19 protein-coding genes and 1 rRNA gene are annotated in these 15,871 nt (G+C 51.1%); 3 read left to right on the top strand and 17 right to left on the bottom strand.

The window, feature by feature from the left end; genetic code table 11:
* Positions 1–8: 8 nt before the first annotated feature.
* Positions 9–123: ribosomal RNA gene (gene rrf / locus Q0X64_RS01130) — 5S ribosomal RNA — on the top strand.
* A gap of 1,004 nt (positions 124–1,127) precedes the next feature.
* Here the strand turns inward: rrf and kwaB are convergent.
* From kwaB to Q0X64_RS01110, 4 genes are all read right to left on the bottom strand, one after another.
* Positions 1,128–2,102, bottom strand: a complete 975-nt coding sequence (gene kwaB, locus Q0X64_RS01125) for an anti-phage protein KwaB (RefSeq protein WP_297807866.1) — start codon at positions 2,100–2,102, stop codon at positions 1,128–1,130.
* Complete coding sequence (gene kwaA / locus Q0X64_RS01120) at positions 2,099–2,686, bottom strand: anti-phage protein KwaA (RefSeq protein WP_297807863.1); 588 nt, start codon at positions 2,684–2,686, stop codon at positions 2,099–2,101. The genes kwaB and kwaA overlap by 4 nt, the downstream gene beginning before the upstream one ends.
* A 325-nt stretch (positions 2,687–3,011) precedes the next feature.
* On the bottom strand, positions 3,012–3,821 hold the full coding sequence (locus Q0X64_RS01115; protein WP_297807861.1) for a methyltransferase: 810 nt from the start codon (positions 3,819–3,821) through the stop codon (positions 3,012–3,014).
* A 136-nt stretch (positions 3,822–3,957) separates the two neighbouring features.
* Positions 3,958–4,518, bottom strand: a complete 561-nt coding sequence (locus Q0X64_RS01110) for an HPF/RaiA family ribosome-associated protein (RefSeq protein ID WP_297807859.1) — start codon at positions 4,516–4,518, stop codon at positions 3,958–3,960.
* A 162-nt stretch (positions 4,519–4,680) separates the two neighbouring features.
* On the opposite strand from Q0X64_RS01110, the gene Q0X64_RS01105 reads away from it, so the two are divergent.
* Positions 4,681–5,115, top strand: a complete 435-nt coding sequence (locus tag Q0X64_RS01105) for a hypothetical protein (protein ID WP_297807857.1) — start codon at positions 4,681–4,683, stop codon at positions 5,113–5,115.
* Here the strand turns inward: Q0X64_RS01105 and Q0X64_RS01100 are convergent, their stop codons facing one another.
* Positions 5,116–5,529 carry a cupin domain-containing protein gene (locus Q0X64_RS01100; protein WP_297807854.1) on the bottom strand — a complete coding sequence of 138 codons (414 nt, stop codon included), beginning with the start codon at positions 5,527–5,529 and terminating at the stop codon, positions 5,116–5,118.
* Between the two features lie 97 nt (positions 5,530–5,626).
* Here Q0X64_RS01100 and Q0X64_RS01095 point away from each other — a divergent pair, with 97 nt between their 5' ends.
* Positions 5,627–6,352, top strand: coding sequence for an alpha/beta hydrolase (locus Q0X64_RS01095; protein WP_297807851.1), 726 nt, complete (start codon positions 5,627–5,629; stop codon positions 6,350–6,352).
* A gap of 47 nt (positions 6,353–6,399) precedes the next feature.
* On the opposite strand, the gene pqqA is transcribed toward Q0X64_RS01095, so the two are convergent.
* From pqqA to Q0X64_RS01035, 12 genes are all read right to left on the bottom strand, one after another.
* Positions 6,400–6,471 (bottom strand): pyrroloquinoline quinone precursor peptide PqqA, encoded by a 72-nt coding sequence (gene pqqA / locus Q0X64_RS01090; protein WP_297807886.1) that lies wholly within the window; start codon positions 6,469–6,471, stop codon positions 6,400–6,402.
* A 124-nt stretch (positions 6,472–6,595) separates the two neighbouring features.
* A complete protein-coding gene (cysK, locus tag Q0X64_RS01085; RefSeq protein ID WP_297807848.1) occupies positions 6,596–7,549 on the bottom strand; it encodes a cysteine synthase A in 954 nt (317 codons plus the stop codon).
* Positions 7,550–7,687: 138 nt separating this feature from the next.
* Complete coding sequence (locus tag Q0X64_RS01080) at positions 7,688–7,903, bottom strand: DUF2007 domain-containing protein (protein ID WP_297807845.1); 216 nt, start codon at positions 7,901–7,903, stop codon at positions 7,688–7,690.
* Between the two features lie 105 nt (positions 7,904–8,008).
* Complete coding sequence (locus tag Q0X64_RS01075; RefSeq protein ID WP_297807843.1) at positions 8,009–8,470, bottom strand: CBS domain-containing protein; 462 nt, start codon at positions 8,468–8,470, stop codon at positions 8,009–8,011.
* Positions 8,471–8,494: 24 nt separating this feature from the next.
* Positions 8,495–8,686, bottom strand: coding sequence for a (Na+)-NQR maturation NqrM (nqrM, locus tag Q0X64_RS01070; protein ID WP_297807840.1), 192 nt, complete (start codon positions 8,684–8,686; stop codon positions 8,495–8,497).
* Complete coding sequence (gene nqrF, locus Q0X64_RS01065) at positions 8,687–9,904, bottom strand: NADH:ubiquinone reductase (Na(+)-transporting) subunit F (protein ID WP_297807837.1); 1,218 nt, start codon at positions 9,902–9,904, stop codon at positions 8,687–8,689.
* Positions 9,904–10,512 (bottom strand): NADH:ubiquinone reductase (Na(+)-transporting) subunit E, encoded by a 609-nt coding sequence (gene nqrE / locus Q0X64_RS01060; protein WP_297807833.1) that lies wholly within the window; start codon positions 10,510–10,512, stop codon positions 9,904–9,906. Before nqrE ends, nqrF begins: the two co-directional genes overlap by 1 nt.
* Positions 10,513–11,175, bottom strand: a complete 663-nt coding sequence (locus tag Q0X64_RS01055) for an NADH:ubiquinone reductase (Na(+)-transporting) subunit D (RefSeq protein WP_297807830.1) — start codon at positions 11,173–11,175, stop codon at positions 10,513–10,515.
* A gap of 3 nt (positions 11,176–11,178) precedes the next feature.
* A complete protein-coding gene (locus tag Q0X64_RS01050; protein WP_297807827.1) occupies positions 11,179–12,003 on the bottom strand; it encodes a Na(+)-translocating NADH-quinone reductase subunit C in 825 nt (274 codons plus the stop codon).
* Positions 11,996–13,216, bottom strand: coding sequence for an NADH:ubiquinone reductase (Na(+)-transporting) subunit B (locus Q0X64_RS01045; RefSeq protein ID WP_297807825.1), 1,221 nt, complete (start codon positions 13,214–13,216; stop codon positions 11,996–11,998). The genes Q0X64_RS01050 and Q0X64_RS01045 overlap by 8 nt, the downstream gene beginning before the upstream one ends.
* Before the next feature lie 2 nt (positions 13,217–13,218).
* Positions 13,219–14,571, bottom strand: a complete 1,353-nt coding sequence (locus Q0X64_RS01040; protein WP_297807823.1) for a Na(+)-translocating NADH-quinone reductase subunit A — start codon at positions 14,569–14,571, stop codon at positions 13,219–13,221.
* A gap of 123 nt (positions 14,572–14,694) precedes the next feature.
* Complete coding sequence (locus Q0X64_RS01035; protein WP_297807820.1) at positions 14,695–15,864, bottom strand: MFS transporter; 1,170 nt, start codon at positions 15,862–15,864, stop codon at positions 14,695–14,697.
* Positions 15,865–15,871: the final 7 nt, after the last annotated feature.

The following is a 15,871-nucleotide window of genomic DNA, read 5'->3' as shown; positions in this document are numbered from 1 at the left end:
CAGTTATGCCTGGCGGCCATAGCGAGTTGGCACCACCTGATCCCATCCCGAACTCAGCAGTGAAACAGCTCAGCGCCGATGATAGTGTGGGAGTTCCCATGTGAAAGTAGGTCACTGCCAGGCTTTATATATAAAAGAAGCCCATCCAATCGGATGGGCTTTTTTTATATCTGATAGTTTTGTAGTGCCCTTACCCGAACATGTGAACACCCCATGTGACAAAAACGCCGGGAGCGTTTTTGAATGAGCGAAGCGAACCCGAAGGGTCAGCCACAGGGATGTGGCTGATAAAGTAGGTCACCTTAAATGCTGAACCAAGACTTGATACGTACCCGGTCCTCATAGAGGCCCGGGTATTTTTTTGTCTCAAGGTTTGGGATTGTCCTGTCTTGAGTCGGGGAAATACCCATGTGACATTATCGCCGGGAGCGATAATGGACGCCGCTAGGCGCCCGAAGGGCTGGGCACAGGAAGTGCCCAGTCAAAGTAGGTCGGAGAATAAGCCAAGCTTAGTGAGGTGGCCTTTTCTATTATCTGAAGTTTAGACCGTGACCTACTTGAACGCAGTGACCGCCAATTGCTCCTGCATTGGCGGCATACCGTCCATCCATGGACATAACAAAAACATCAGGAATGTTTTTGCACGACCACAGGGAGCCCGGAGGGTCAGCCAAAGGGATGTGGCTGATAAAGTAGGTCACTTTAAAACAAAAGCCCACCTCAAATATATTGAGATGGGCTTTTTTTATATCTGATAGTTTTGCAGTGACCTTACCTGAACATGGTAACACCCCATGTGACCACATCGCCGGGAGCGATGTGGGATGACCACAGGGAGGTCGCGCAGCGATTTGCCCCAGGGATGGGGCAAACAAAGTAGGTCACCTCTGAACTCATCGCAAGTTCTTATTACAAACACATATACAGTCAACCAAGAATCTTTTTGCACGATCGCAGGGATCCCGAAGGGCCGCCTACAGGGAGGTAGGCGATAAAGTAGGTCACTGCTAGGTTTTAGCGTGGAAATTATTATGTGAGGCTGTTGCTAAAATTAAGGTACACACTCAATATCTGGAAACCCCTGACTTAAGGGTGATTAAGTGTGTGTATTAGGAGCTGTTGTTTAATCAAGATACTGTTGTAAGAGCTTCCATATTATCTTTTGCAATACTTTCATAGTATTGCTTTGTTAGCTCTGACTGTAGAAAATCATCATTTAAGAGTTTCAAAAACAATTCTTGAGATTTTTTTGTCTTTAAATTGAACTGAGAGCCATCATCACTATATTTAAACTTTGACTTGAGCGATGGGTGTGTTTTGGTAAATGAAATTATTTGGTGATTAGGGATAATTCCTAATACTGGCGAGTTTTTAGCTGATTTTACTAGCTTACGCGCGAATGAAATATCTCCGAGCCGATCTGTGAAAAGTTCACAGTTCATCACGAGATTAGTACTTTCAATGTTTCCAATACCTTCTTTAGCTACATTTTTTATGGCTTCATGAAAACCAAAGAATCTTTCGAGCGATTTTAAATCAAGGATGTAGTATTGACCATTGATTTTGAAAAACTCGAATTTGGCATTAATTTTAAGAATATCCGAATCAAGTTTTTTCAGTCTGTTTGCACCGTTTGGCTTCATTAAATTAAAGCCGCCACTGTCTTTTTTGAGCAAAGATACTGGGTATTGGTGTTTATACAGAGCAATCTGAGTGTCCTGATCACCAAGCAATATTAAAATTCCAGCTAGATTTGAGAAGTCATCCGAGCTTATATCAAATGCCTCAAAATCATCTGTCTCAATAATATCTTTCAATGAGCCCAACTGTGCGGGAATTGTATCGAGGTCATATCGATAGATAACGTCTTTTCTGCTATCAGCACTGGATAACTCTAATAGTGTCAGTTCATCATCCATGAGAACTTGGTCGCTTAGAGACTGAATGAAAATATCAGCTAGTTCATTATGGTCATCATGATTGATATCAACTGATTTGACTGATAAATCATCGTCATGACCTATTAGAAAATAAAATTCAGCCGAACAAGTACTTTTACCGATAATATTTGATATTTGTTTTTTTAGTTCATCCATTGTCATTTAACCTTCCTTCCGAAACTAACTTTATCATCTAGATCAAGCAAACGAACTTGATCATGTTCCCCTAGATGGTCTTTTGTTATTACAACAATGTTTTCTTTTTTCCCTGTGCGGCTAAGAACACTTACCTTATAGAGCCGAAAACCTAAAACAGCTAGGGTTGGGTTTACATAAAACTTGTCTGTTTTTACATAGATTATCCCAATGATGATTAACAATAGTCCTAAGGCAAGTAGATACCTCGTGCTTGTTAGGTTGAAACAAATTAATGGGATTATATATGTGGTTAAGAACGTAAGGTGTTCGTAGTTCAAGTCCTCAATACGAATAATTTTTGCAGGAATTTTGCTGCTTCCAGAAATTTTGTAATCGAACCTGAAGAAAAAAAACATACCCAAGAGGAGCATGAAAAATGCGGTGAGAGGAACTATGTTCGTTGATAGTAGTTCGTACCAGCCAATGAAAGAGCAAGCTGGGTCAAAGCATACTGGGAAATCGAGTGTTATAAGGATTATTAAGAAAAATAACAGCCAGAGCGACAAAATATATAGTTCCAGTTTGTCACTGACTTCACTCAGCTTCATTAATCCATCCGTGGTTGACTTGAGAGTTAATAATTGATCCGTGGGTATGGTAATTTATAAGATAAGCCTTGTCCAAGTTGTTACTTGTTGATAGCTCAAAATATACTAGTGGATACCATGCACGTGTTTTGTCTTTAGAGTTAAATTAACACCAAAACCAAACAATCTCTATGGATGTCTAGGTTTGTCCATCCAAACGAATCTAGTTTGTCTACGGCTAGTCTTGCTAAGGTCTTTAACAATCTCACTGTAGCCATTATTTGAAAAAGGCCCCGGTAACTAAACTATGTGCATATTAGGCAAGGTCTCGTGAAACCTGACCTACTCACTCCCCAGGCTTCCGAAACCGCAAAGTCATCCGATCACTCTCCCCAATTTCTAAATACTTCTCCCTATCCTTATCCCCCAATCGCAACATAGGCGGCAAAGTCCAGACCCCAGCAGGGTGATTAGTCGTATCCTTGGGGTTACTGTTGATCTCGGATTTTTCCTCGAAAACAAACCCAGCTTTTTGAGCCAATTCAATCACCAGTTCCTCAGTGAGATAACCCGAGGAATTCATTGTCTCCAGATCAGTACCCGGCTTGGCACGGTGATCAGTGAGCCCCAGCACGCCACCGGGTTTGAGCACTGCAAACATGGCATCGAATACCGTGTCAGCAAAGCCGCCTTTGACCCAGTTGTGGACATTTCTGAAGGTCAGTACAGCATCGGCGCTGTTATCTTCTCCCAGTTTCCAGTTATCAGGGCCGCTGAACACGGTGACATTGACCTGGTCGAATCGATCAGGATCACCGGCTATCCATTGGTCATAACGGGTCTGAATATTTTGTCGCCACTCAGGGCCGGTATCCTTGGGGAATGCTGCCGCAGTAAACTCACCGCCGCCTTGTTTTATCCAGGGCGCGAGCACTTCGGTATACCAGCCCCGCCCCGGCCAGATTTCAATCACGGACATATCCGGGCTGATGCCAAAGAATTCCAGTGTTTGTGCTGGGTGGCGGTATTGATCGCGCTGCATATTGCTGTTGTCGCGGTCAGGGTGTGTCAGTGCGCTTTGAATGTCTGCACTGACGCTGACTTGTGGCAGAAAAGTCATACAGGCGCCGAGAATGGCGGAGAGCAATGATTTCATAACGTCCTCTAGCTTTAATGGAGTGCTGAATAATCAATGACAGCATGAGCGGCGGATAGTTACAAGCAATGCCCATCTCAATGGTGAGCTTTGCTGATGATCAGCGTGCTGTGAGGGTATCAGTCAGTTTTGGGTTTCAGACGATATGATGCTTACCCACTAACTTAACGGTACTGGCCTGGGGTCCATTATCACCCTGAGTTTCAGTAAAGCGAACTTCCATACCTTCTTCCAGTTGTTCCAGCGCGCCATCTATCACGCTGTTACGGTGAAAGTAGATATCACGGCCATCGGGCGTCATCAGCCGACCATAATCCTGGGTCGGGGAGACGTGAGTAATACGGCCATGTGGCGGCGCTTCATGGGTTTTGACTTCAGCGCGCTGAACCCGGGCATAGCTTTTCAGTTGCCGTTTCATGGCATCAAAGGCATCACGCACGGCGACGTAAGCATCCTCATGGGCATGGTTTTTCGGGTCGCGGCTGACGACCAGTTCCTTGCCGGGGACGCGCAGGTCAATGGTGATATGGAACAGGTTGCCCTGGTTGTGATTCTTGTTACTCATTTCCACTATCACGTGGCAACGGGTGATTCGGTCATAGAGTTGTTCCAGCCCCTGAATTTTTTCACGGATCTTGGCTTCCAGGGCTTCGGAGGGTTCCATTTGACGGAAGTTGATCTGAATAGGCAGCTGCATCGCTTAATCCTCCGGCTTTGGTTGAGAATTTGCTAATTTGAGTTGTCATAGCCTGCCTTGGTCTGACAACTTCATCATGCGCCCAAGCGATGTGGCTGCGCAAGCAGAAGCGCGCGTCTGATTTGCTATCATGAACGGCTAATAAGCGGACGAGGGCATAAAATGGTGCAAATCCAGAAAGCCGACCCTGCAGCACGGCGCAAGGCGATACGGGGCATCCTGGTTGGGGCGCTGGTCGGCGCGGTGCTGTTTTTCCTGCTGCAGGGCACAATGGGCAATATCACCCCGTGGATTGAAAGCCATGCCGAGTTGCTGGTTGAGCACCACTACCTGGCGTTTTTGCTGATGTTGATACCGGTGGCGCCGATCATTGTCCTGAGTGGCTATCTGATAAAGCATGCCAATAAGGTCGTCAGGACGCAGCGATTTCCGCCGCCGGGTACGCCGGTAATCCGCGATGTTCGGGTCATTGAGGGCCAGAGCGCCGTGCTCCGTGGCCGCGTTGCCCTGGTCCTGCTGTGGATCATTCTGCTCAGTGCCAGTGCGATTCCACTACTCATCTGGTATATCTTCTACACTGTCAGCTGTGTGAGCTGATCAGCTGTCGATATAATTCTTTTCCTGAAAACGTGGCGAGCAGATGGCCAGGAAGATGAGATCCTGCTCACCGGTATTGCTGATCCGCTGTCGTGTTTGGGGCGGAATAATCACCACATCGCCAATTTTGACCTGTTTTGGTGCGCCGTCCCCGATCTCAACCTGCCCTTCGCCTTCAAGAATCACATAACGTTCGGTGGTCTGATTGAGACGGTGCCATTGTGTCGTGACGCCGGGTGTCACTCTGGCACGCGCGATTGACACATCGGGGTCGAGGCCACCATTGGATAATTCGTTGATAAAGCAGCCTTCAACAAAAAAATACTCACCGTCCGGGTCGTAGTATTTGATATAACTGGTCATGGGCCGATAGTAAAGGGTTTTTGCCGTCAGGAGAATAAAAAATAAAGGCACTGACGGAGGCTTTTCCCGCATCTTACTGATGGCACTGAAAAAAACTGGCACCAGTTATGCAAAAGCAGGTATGACACAACTCGTTGAGAGGTGAGTTATGAGATGGTTCATACTGATAATGTCACTGGTTTTACCCAGCGTACAAGCGGATGATTTTGTGCCATGGAACCGGCTGATACTCACTGGCGGTCCACATATCGTGATGGGCTTTGCGCCTCCCGAGTTAAGACGCACAGACGTGCTCAATATTTTCATTGAAGGCGATGGTATGCCCGGCGTGGCGCTACAGATGGCCAAGGATATTGGTGGCAACAGCGTCTATCTTGGTCGCCCATGTCAGTATCTGAAGGCCAGCCGGACGAATACCTGTGGCAAGGATGTCTGGACCTCGCATCGCTATTCAGGGCGGGTTGTGCATTCGATGAATCGTGCCATTTCTGCCATGAAGCTCCGCTACCAGGCGAAGAAAGTGCGTCTGATTGGCTTCTCCGGCGGCGGTACGGTCGCCAGCATTGCAGCGGCTATTCGTGACGATATTGAGCAGTTAGTCACGGTGGCCGGTAATTTGGACCATAAAAGCTGGACTGATTTCAACCAGATTGATCCGCTAAGTGGTTCCCTCAACCCTATCGACTTCAGCCAGGCGCTGGAGAAGGTGCCGCAGATTCATCTGATTGGCGAGCGTGATGAAGTGGTGCCGGGTTCGGTATTGACCTCGTATCTTTCCAATTTGAAAAAGCTGGATAACGTTCAGAGCTATATTGTGGCCGGGGCTGACCATACCTGTTGCTGGTCAGTGGCCGTGGCGGGCGTCCTGCAATAAAAAAAGCCCCTCGGGAAGGGGCTTTTTAAAGGTGGCGAGACTGTTGCTTAGCGGTTAGCGATGTACATGGTGACTTCGAAACCGAAACGCATATCCGAGTATTCTGGTGTAGTCCACATAATCATTTCTCCTGTTAATAGAAGGTGCGTTAACGGGCCTCTCCGTTAACGTTGAGTACATTGTGGCTGACACCAAAAAACAAGTAAAACGATGGTTTTCTATTATTGTTATCGCCTTTAGCGATTACTGCGCCGCCAGCCAGTCATCGTCTGATCCTTCGTTCATACCCTCAAACAGATAGGTCGACAGGTAACGCTCACCGGTATCCGGCAGCATCGCCAGGATGGTAGAACCCGGTTCAGCTTTTTCGGCCACTTTCATGGCTGCTGCCAGCGTACCACCACAGGACAGGCCGACAAATATGCCTTCCTCACTGGCCAGTCGCAGTGCCCAGTCCTTGGCTTCTTCATCGGTCACCGGGTAGAGCTCGTCGTGGACATCACGGTTAAGCACATCGGGCACAAAGTCCGGCGTCCAGCCCTGTATCTTGTGTGGATTCCAGTCGCCGCCAGCCAGCAGGGAAGCGGCCGCCGGTTCGGTAGCAATAATCTTGGTGTCGGGCCGGGCCAGTTTGATCATTTCACCGGCACCGGTCAGCGTGCCACCGGTCCCCCAGCCTGAGACCCAGTAATCAAGGCGTTTGCCAGCGAAGTCAGACAAAATTTCAGGGCCGGTGGTGTTGCGGTGAAAGGCGGGGTTGGCCGGGTTTTCGAATTGACGGGCCAGAAACCAGCCATGCTTGTCGGCCAGTTCTTTGGCCTTGTTGACCATACCGGTGCCTTTTTCAGCGGCCGGGGTCAGGATGACCTTGGCGCCCAGTGCGCGCATGATTTTACGACGCTCGACCGAGAAGGTTTCCACCATGGTGGCGACAAAAGGATAGCCTTTAGCGGCACAGACCATGGCCAGAGCGATGCCCGTGTTACCCGAGGTGGCTTCAACTACAGTCTGGCCGGGTTTTAGTTCACCGCGTTTTTCAGCATCATCAATGACGGCAAAGGCCAGCCGATCCTTGACCGAACCCATCGGGTTGAAGGATTCCACTTTGACGAACATATCCACATGGTCGGGAGCGATATTGTTGAGACGGACAACCGGTGTGTTGCCAATGGTGTCGAGAATGCTGTTGTAGATCATGGTTTGTCTTCTTGTTAAAAAAACTAAAGACCAAGCTTACATCAATTTGCAGTCAGGTAAAAAATGCCCGGGGAAAACAATGGAGCGTGCACAGTATGGCCTGTTAATGACTATGCCTCTGGAGCAGGGCCAATGCTCTCAGAGTTGATCGTTTTCGTAGTCAGCGATAATCGCCTCAGCCTGCGCCATGTCATCTTCATCAACGAAGACATAAGCAAAGTCGCTGGCAGGTAAGTCGCCTACTGCACCCTGAAGAAAATGACCGCCGACATGGCTTTCGATACCGTGGCTGTTAAGCAGACCTGCCACAATGTGGGCTTCCAGAATATTGCCGGCACGAAATACCAGTTGCATCTCGCTCTCCTGTTATTGCGCTGTGATTGCCAGTGTAGCGCGGGTGCAGATACAAAAACAGCTACCGAAGTAGCTGTTTTTATAACAGAGCAGCAAGTCCTGAGCTCAGGGACTACTGACGTGGATTTGCTGTTTGGTGGATTGCTTGGCTGGTTTCTTGTGACTTTCGATATTGGCGGTTTTTTCCAGCGCCTTGAGGATATTCTGGCGGGTGATGGAACCGACCAGACGGTTTTCCTTGATCACCGGCAGGCATTTGAATGCGGTTTTGAGGAAGGTCTCGGCGACATCAATAATGGACGCATCGACATCGACGGTGTTGCAACCTTCATGCATGAATTCAGAGACTTTTCCGGCCGCTTCGCCTTGATAGGCGGCATTGAGCGCGACCTGCATGCAGTCTTTCTCGGATAAGAAGCCAATCAGGTTGCCATGATGGTCGATCACCGGCGCACCGGAAATCTTGAACTCGATTAACTGGTGAATCGCCCGCAGCACGTCCATATCAGGCGTGAACGTGATCTTGGTGCCATTCATATAGTCTTTGACTTTCAATGGTGCGAGCATGGCTTCTCTCCTGTGACCTTATTGTTATTGCGCCTTGCGGCGGGCACATTCTTCTTTTTCCTGGGCGGAACAGGCGCCGCCACAGCTTCCGCTGAGACCAACCTGGTTCAGTCCGCCACAGCTGCCTTTGATTGACGAACGACCGAACAGAACGCCAACGGCCATGCCGGCAACAATCAGTAGCAGTAGAACAAAAGCAGCAATAAACGTCGTCATTTAGCCCCCAAAATCGTCAAGCATGATGTTCTCGCGCTCAACACCCAGGTCTTCCAGCATGTTAATGACTGCCGAGTTCATCATCGGTGGACCACAGATGTAGAACTCACAATCCTCGGGTGCCGGATGATCTTTCAGATAGTTGTCATACAGCACCGTGTGGATAAAGCCAGTGTACCCCTCCCAGTTATCTTCGGGAAGCGGATCAGACAGCGCCACATTCCAGGTGAAATTGTCGTTTTCCGCGGCCAGTTGATCAAAGTCTTCGGTGTAAAACATTTCACGCAGGCTACGGGCACCGTACCAGAAGGTCATCTTGCGATTGCTCTTGAGACGTCCCAGCTGGTCGAAGATATGCGAACGCATTGGCGCCATACCGGCACCACCGCCGATAAACACCATTTCCTTGTCAGTATCTTTGGCAAAGAACTCACCAAAGGGACCGGAAATGGTGACCTTGTCGCCTTCTTTCAGATCGAAGATGTAGGAAGACATCTGACCCGGCGGAATATCATCGTTGTCCGGTGGCGGGGACGCGATCCGGACGTTGAGCATCACGATGCCTTTTTCTTCCGGATAGTTGGCCATGGAGTAGGCACGGACCACATCTTCCTTGACCACGGATTTATAGCGCCACATATCGTAGCGGTCCCAGTCGCCCTTGTAGTCATCTTCAATGGTGAAGTTCTTGTACTCGACCGTGTGCGGCGGACATTCAATCTGGATAAAGCCACCGGCGCGGAAGTTCACGTCTTCGCCTTCCGGCAGTTCCAGAATCAGTTCTTTGATGAAGGTCGCAACGTTGTGGTTGGAGCGAACGGTGCACTCCCATTTCTTGACGCCGAATACCTCTTCCGGCACTTCGATCTTCATATCCTGCTTGATTGAAACCTGGCAGGACAGACGTTCACCGTCAGCGGCTTCACGCTTGGTGATGTGCGATTCCTCGGTGGGCAGGATGGAGCCACCGCCTTCAAAGATTTTGACTTTACACTGACCACAGGTGCCGCCACCGCCGCAGGCTGAGGAGACAAACATGTCTGCATCGGCCAGCGCGCCCAGTAACTTGCCGCCCGGCCGGGTGGTAATGGTTTTCTCGTCGTTGATAACAACAGACACATCACCGGTCGACACCAGCTTGGAACGGGCCCCGAGGATGATAAACACCAGGGCCATGATGATCATGGTGAAAAGTACGATACCGAGTATGATTTCCATTACAGCTGTATCCCCGAAAATGCCATAAATCCAAGCGCCATCAGTCCCGCGGTGATAAAGGTGATCCCCAGACCCTGCAGGCCGTCAGGCACGTCGGAATATTTGAGTTTTTCCCGGATGCCGGCAATCGCGGTGATCGCCAGCGCCCAGCCAAAGCCACTGCCTACGCCGTAGACCGCGCTTTCAGCGAGATTGTAGTCACGTTCGACCATAAACAGGGTGCCGCCGAGGATGGCACAGTTGACCGTGATCAATGGCAGGAAGATACCCAGCGCGTTGTAAAGCGCGGGCACATATTTATCCATCGCCATTTCCAGGATTTGCACCATGGCGGCAATCACGCCGATGTAGCTGATGAGACCCAGGAAGCTTAAATCGACTTCCGGCAGACCGGCCCAGGCCAAAGCACCGTCTTTGAGCAGGTACTGATAAATCAGGTTGTTGGCCGGCACGGTAATGGTCTGTACCAGAATAACGGCGATACCCAGGCCCAGCGCGGTTTCAATCTTTTTGGAGACCGCCAGGAAAGTACACATGCCCAGGAAGAAGGCCAGTGCCAGGTTCTCGACAAAAATCGAGCGGACGAACAGGCTGAGATAATGTTCCATTTACAGTACCTCCGTCCGGTGAACCTGGTGGATTTGGTAATCCGGTTTTTCCACCTGCTCTTTCTTCCAGGTACGAATTGCCCAAATCATCAGACCGATGACGAAGAACGCGCTTGGCGGCAGCAGCATAAGGCCGTTGGGCACATACCAGCCACCTTCATTAGCCACCGGAATCACCTGATGACCGAACAGCTTACCGGCACCCAGCAGTTCGCGGAAGAAAGCCACGCCCATCAGGATCAGACTGTAACCCAGGCCATTGCCGATACCGTCGAGGAAACTGAGCATCGGCGGGTTTTTCATCGCGTAGGCTTCGGCGCGACCCAACACGATGCAGTTGGTAATAATCAGGCCCACAAACACCGATAACTGTTTGCTGGCTTCATAGGCATAAGCCTTGAGCACCTGGTCAACGATGATGACCAGCGAGGCGATAATCGTCATCTGCACGATGATGCGGATGTTGCTCGGAATGTGTTTGCGGATGGCACTGATGAACATGCCGGAGAAGGCACACACCGTGGTCAAGGCAATACACATAATGAGCGATGACATCATGTTGGTAGTCACCGCCAGGGCCGAACAAATCCCTAACACCTGCAGGGTGATCGGGTTGTTGTCGACTAACGGATCGATAACATTGGATTTAGCTTCACTTGCCATCTGTTATTTCCCCAATTCGGAACGCATGTTTTTCAGGTAAGGACCAAAGCCCTGTTCGCCCAGCCAGTATTGCAGCAGGTTGGTGACGCCGTTACTGGTCAGGGTGGCACCGGACAGGCCATCGACTTTATATTCGGCTTCGGGTGAGTCTTTGCCGACATGACCTCGGATCACGCGGATTTCGACATCGCCGTTTTCATCAAAGACTTTTTTGCCTTCCCACTGGGCCCGCCATTTCGGATTATCAACTTCACCACCGAGACCCGGGGTTTCGGCATGTTCGTAAAAGCGCAGACCCTTGATAGTGTTGAAGTCGCCTTCCAGTGACAGGAAGCCGTATAGCGTCGACCACAGGCCGTAACCATGAACCGGCAGCACGACTTGTTTGATCGTGTCACCCTCAGTCAACAGGTATACCGGCGCCATTTTGGCGCGGCTGCCGATGCCGGCAATATCCTGTTTGTCTTTGATGTTGACGCTCATCTGCGGATCAGCCGAGGCTTTACGCTGATCGTAGCTGACCGGGTCAATATCGGTGTTGGCATAGCTGCCTTGACTTAAATCGACCAGCCTGACATCAAACTGCTCAAACAATTCATCGACGCTGCCGGCTTTGTTGCTCTGGCCGGTCACCGCGAGGATGTTACGTTTGATATCGGTCTTTTTATTGCTGGTCTGGATTGGTTTCAACGAGACCGCGGCGGTTGATACCAGGATCGAGCAAACCAGGCACAGCATGACCGCGATAAACAGGGTTTTCTTGGGATCATCGTTGGGCAGTGCCAGCAGGCCGCCCAGTAATCCTTTCTTTTTGCTTGAATCAGCCATTGGCTTCACTTCGTCTTAGTCTGCGTTTAACGTTGGCCTGCACCACAAAGTGGTCGATCAGCGGCGCGAACATATTGCCGAACAGGATGGCCAGCATAATGCCTTCCGGGAAGGCCGGGTTGACCACGCGGATCAGCACCGCCATAAAGCCGATCAGCAAGCCGTAAATCCAGCGGCCCTTGTCGGTCATTGCCGCCGACACCGGGTCGGTGGCCATAAACACCATGCCGAAGGCCAGGCCGCCGATAGTCATATGCCAGTACCACGGTACGCTGAACATCGGATTAGTGTCACTGCCGATCAGGTTGAACAGCAGGGTAGTGGCGACCATGCCCAGGAATACGCCGAATATAATGCGGAAGTTGGCGACCCGCGTGTATATCAGGAACGCTGCACCAATCAGAATTGCCAGCGTCGAGGTTTCCCCCAGCGAGCCCGGCATCATGCCGAAGAAAGTTTGTGACCAGCTGTAGCCGGCTTCCTGAATTGCTTCCACACCACCTGAAGCTGCCAGAGAAAGTGGCGTGGCACCGGTGTAACCATCAACGGCGGTCCAAACAGCATCGCCTGACATGGCTGCCGGGTAGGCAAAGTAAAGGAAAGCACGACCGGTCAGAGCCGGGTTGAGGAAGTTTTTACCGGTACCACCGAATACTTCTTTACCCAGCACCACACCGAAGATAATGCCCAATGCGACCATCCATAGCGGCGTTGATGGCGGCAGCGTCAGGGTGTAAAGCATGGAACTGACCAGGAAGCCCTCGTTGACCTCGTGATTACGCACCGCGGCAAAGATGACTTCGCAAATACCCCCCGCCAGCAGGGTGGTGAAATACATCGGCAGGAAGTAGAGCAGCCCGTGGAACATGTTGGCGACCAGACTCTCCGGGTTGTAGCCCAGACCGAACAGGTTCATCAGCGCAGCACGCCAGCCATCCGGTTCGCTCATGCCAATCGCGGCCATCGCCGAGTTGGCCTGGAAGCCGGTATTCCACAACATTAGCAGTAATACCGGGAAGGTCGCCACGACCACGTAACTCATCACCCGTTTAAGGTCGATGGCATCACGCACATGCGGTGAGCCGCGGGTCACATCAGCCGGTGAATAAATGAAGGTATCGACCATTTCATAGAGGGCGTAGTACTTCTCGTAGGGGCCGCCCTTCTGGAACTGGGGTTCGATACGATCAAGGAAACGTCTTAAACGCGCCATGATTATCCTTCTTTCTCAATTTGTGTCAGGTTGGTTCGCAGCGCCGGGCCATAGTCGTACTTGCCGGAGCAGACAAAGGAGCACAGGGACAGATCTTCTTCATCCAGCTCCAGACAGCCCAGCGCCTGCGCTGAGTCAGTGTCTTTGACAAGCAGCGCCCGCAGCAGTTGCGTGGGCAGAATATCCAGTGGCATCACCCGTTCGAATACGCCGACCGGTACCATGGCACGGGGACTGCCGTTTTGCGATGTGGTCAGCGCCAGTTCCTTTTTCTGCGGGAACAGGCTGTGAATGAAGACATTCAGGGCCGAGAATTTGTTTTTACCACCGGGGCGGATCCAGCCCAGCAATTCGCGTTCGACACTTTCCGCAATGACGGAGAGCTGATTATGGAAGCGGCCCAGGTAGGCAGCCCAGTTGTTGGCGGTGTGCCCGTGGAAAACCGAGCCGGAAATAATCCGTGCCTGGACATTCTGAATCTCACCGAATACCAGATCTTCGGTGCTGGCGCCGAGGCGGGTGCGGATTAAGCGGGGTTTATTTACCAGCGGGCCGGCAAAACTGATAATGCGCTCAACCCAGAGGCGGCCACTGGTAAAAAGCTTGCCGATGGCAATCACATCCTGATAGTTGATGGTCCAGACCGTTTTGTCGGCACCGACCGGATCCAGGTAGTGGATATGAGTGCCGGCCAAGCCTGACGGGTGCGGGCCTGAGAAAGTATGCACTTCAATATTATCTTGATGGCTGACTGGCAGGGCAGTATTGGCCGCCTGGCAGACAAACACCTTGCCATCAGTGAGCTGGCTGAGCACGGTCAGACCGTGTTTAAAATCGTCCGCGTATTCGTTAATGATGACGCTGGGATCAGCGGCCAGCGGGTTGCTGTCGATGGCGGTCACAAAAATGGAATGCGGGGTGGAATCAAGCGCCGGGGAACGGCTGTAGGGACGGGTGCGGAAGGAGAGCCAGAGGCCGGAGTCGACCAGGTTATCCTGGATGGCTTGCCGGTCCAGCGTATCCAGCTTGTCAGCGCTGTATTGCTGGAAACTTTTCTCTTCGTCACCGTCGAGTTCAATCACCACCGACTGCAAAGCGCGTTTGGCACCACGGTTAATCGCTTTGACAGTGCCGGCACCGGGCGCGGTGAACAAAACGCCGGGATTTTTCTTATCCTCAAACAGCGGCTCGCCCAGTTTCACCCGCTGGCCTTCCTCGACCAGCATGGTGGGCCGCATGCCCACATATTCATTACCTAAAACTGCTACCGTTTTAACGGGGTTACCGTCCACGATGGTTTGTTCTGGTTTGCCGGAGAGCGGCAAATCCAACCCTTTCTTAATCGAGAAATGCATGATTTCACCTGGTCAAGAGACAACGGCGTGTCTGCTGTCTGAGTGTCGCTAAATTTTCAACCCATTAGTATAAGTATTGTCGGGTGTGAAGGGAAGCTTAAAACACTACATAAAAAGAGGTATTTATGCCACCTGTTTACTGTGTCTGTCGTCTTCCTTGAGCCAGACCCAGGACACGAAAAAGGCGATCAGCGTAGCTGCTGCCGCCAGGATATAGGTCCACATCGGACCCGGTGTCAGCCATAGATAACCGCTGAGCAGGCTGCCCAAAGCACCACCGGCGCCAAAGCTCACACTACTGTATAGGGCCTGACCGCGGCCCTGGGTTTTACCGGTAAAGTGGCGGTGGACCCAGGCAATGGCGGCAGCATGGTACGTGCCATAGCTGGCGGCATGTAAAAGCTGGGCGCCAATCAGAACGGACAGGTTTTCTGGAAACAGCGCAATCAACAACCAGCGTAATGCGCTCAGCAGCAAGCTGGCGAGAATCACATAACGCAGACCGAAACGCGGCAGCCAGCGGTGCATAAACAAAAAGATAATCACTTCGGCAAAAACACCGAGCGCCCAGAGCTGACCTATCAGGCCGCGGCCGTAGCCATACTGTTCCAGGTAAATGGTGTAGAAGGTGTAGTAGGGGCCGTGACTGGCCTGGGCCAGGAAACACATCACCAGAAAAGCAATCACCGCCGGGCGTTTCAGCAGGGTTTTGAGTGAGACATGTTCCAGCGTCATGTGCCGGGAAGCTGATTCGGGCACTGTCAGGCTGACCAGCCAGATCCCGGCCGCACTCAGAAATAAAGCAACCGGTACAATATTGGGCTCAAAGAATTCCAGCAGCCAGCCCAGGCTCATTACAATCACGATAAACCCAATCGAGCCCCAGACTCTCACCTTGCTGTAATGGTGACTATGGTCACCGAGGTGCTGCAGCGTGGTCACTTCAAATTGCGGCAGTGAGGCATTCCAGAAAAAGCTGAACAACAGCAAAGTGCCGGCAATCCACAGATAGGACTGCTCGATAAAGATAGCGGTGAAGACCAGTACTGCGGCAAAGCTGGCAAATCTTACAATGCGCAGCCGCTGGCCTTTGTGATCGGCAATCCAGCCCCAGACATTGGGGGCAATGATCCTTGAGGCCAGCAGGATGGCGGTCAGCTCACCAATCTGGCTGGCAGAAAAGCCTTCCCATTGCAGGTAGAGGCTCCAGTAAGGCACCAGTACGCCCAGACAGGCGAAGTAAAAGAAATAGAATCCCGACAGGCGCCAGTATGGAAGTTGGGATAAAGGCACGCCCGCG

Source organism: uncultured Methylophaga sp., from assembly GCF_947259025.1.
Classification (GTDB): Bacteria; Pseudomonadota; Gammaproteobacteria; order Nitrosococcales; family Methylophagaceae; genus Methylophaga.
This window is presented reverse-complemented; position numbering and strand designations above follow the sequence as displayed.